Below are 1,101 nucleotides of genomic sequence, written 5' to 3'. Positions count from 1 at the left end.
GTTCCAGCAGCGTCGACTTGCCGAGCCCAGCCTCGCCGGTGACAAGGGCGATGCGCGCTCCGTCGGCGGCGGCCTCGGCAGCGGCCGCGACCAGTACCGCCAGCTCCTCCTGGCGTCCGACGAACGGCGCCTCGGTGATCGGAACCGTCTGCGGCAGCGGGACAGCTCGCGGTGGCAGGGGCGCGGACGCGTGGAGGACGTCCGTGCGCTGGGTGAGGATCGCCTCCTCCAACGCTGTCAGGTCCGGGCCGGGGTCGAGCCCGAGCTCCTCGGCGAGGATGCCGCGGGCGCGGCGGAGCGTCGCCAGCGCGTCGGCTTGGCGGCCACTGCTCCACAAGGCCAGGGCGTGCAGCCGCCAGCCTTCCTCGCGCAGAGGCTCCTCGCGGGTGAGCCGCTCGGCCTCGGGAACCACCGCGGCGGGGTCGCCGATACGCAGACCCGCCGCGACGTGCAGCTCGGTGGCGACCAGGCGCAGCTCGGTCAGCCGGGCCGTCTCGGCGGCGGCCCACGGCTCGTCGGCGACCTCGGCGAACGCCGGTCCCTGCCACAGCCCCAGCGCCTCGGCGAGCCGAGCCTGCGCGGCGCGTAGGTCGGTGTCCGTACGCGCTTGGCCCAGCAGGCCCTCGAACCGCCACGCGTCCACCGCCTCCGGCGGCAGCCGCAGCGCATAACCCGGCGCCGCGCTCACCAGCAGCCGGGCCGGCGTGCGCGGCGGACGTCCGGGCTCCAGCAGCCGACGCAGGTTGGACACATACGCCTGCAGGGACATCAGCGCCCGCGCGGGCGGCTCCCCGCGCCACAGATCCTCGATCATCCGGTCGACCGGCACGACCTGCCCACGCGCCGCCACCAGCAACGCCAGCACGCCCCGCTGCCGGGGCCCGCCGAGGTGGACGGGCTCACCGTTCACCTCGGCGGCGAACGCGCCCAGCACCCGGATGAAGACCATGATCTGCACATCGTATTGGACGTTCCAAATCGGCTCCAAGTCCCCTCCAAATACCCGGGAGCAGCCTGAACACATCGCAACCGATGAAGGGCGGGAACAGATGAGCGTCAACACCCAGGACATGGAGATCGTCCACCGCGTCTTCCGCCGTG

At 73.2% G+C, this 1,101-nt stretch carries 1 protein-coding gene; it reads right to left on the bottom strand.

Features of this window, described 5'->3' with window-relative positions; genetic code table 11:
- Positions 1–949, bottom strand: a 949-nt coding sequence (locus ACFXJ8_RS44085) for a BTAD domain-containing putative transcriptional regulator (protein WP_379651554.1), incomplete at its 3' end; no start/stop codon positions are given.
- Positions 950–1,101 lie beyond the last annotated feature (152 nt).

This window comes from Nonomuraea sp. NPDC059194, assembly GCF_042754765.1.
GTDB lineage: Bacteria > Actinomycetota > Actinomycetes > Streptosporangiales > Streptosporangiaceae > Nonomuraea.
This window is presented reverse-complemented; position numbering and strand designations above follow the sequence as displayed.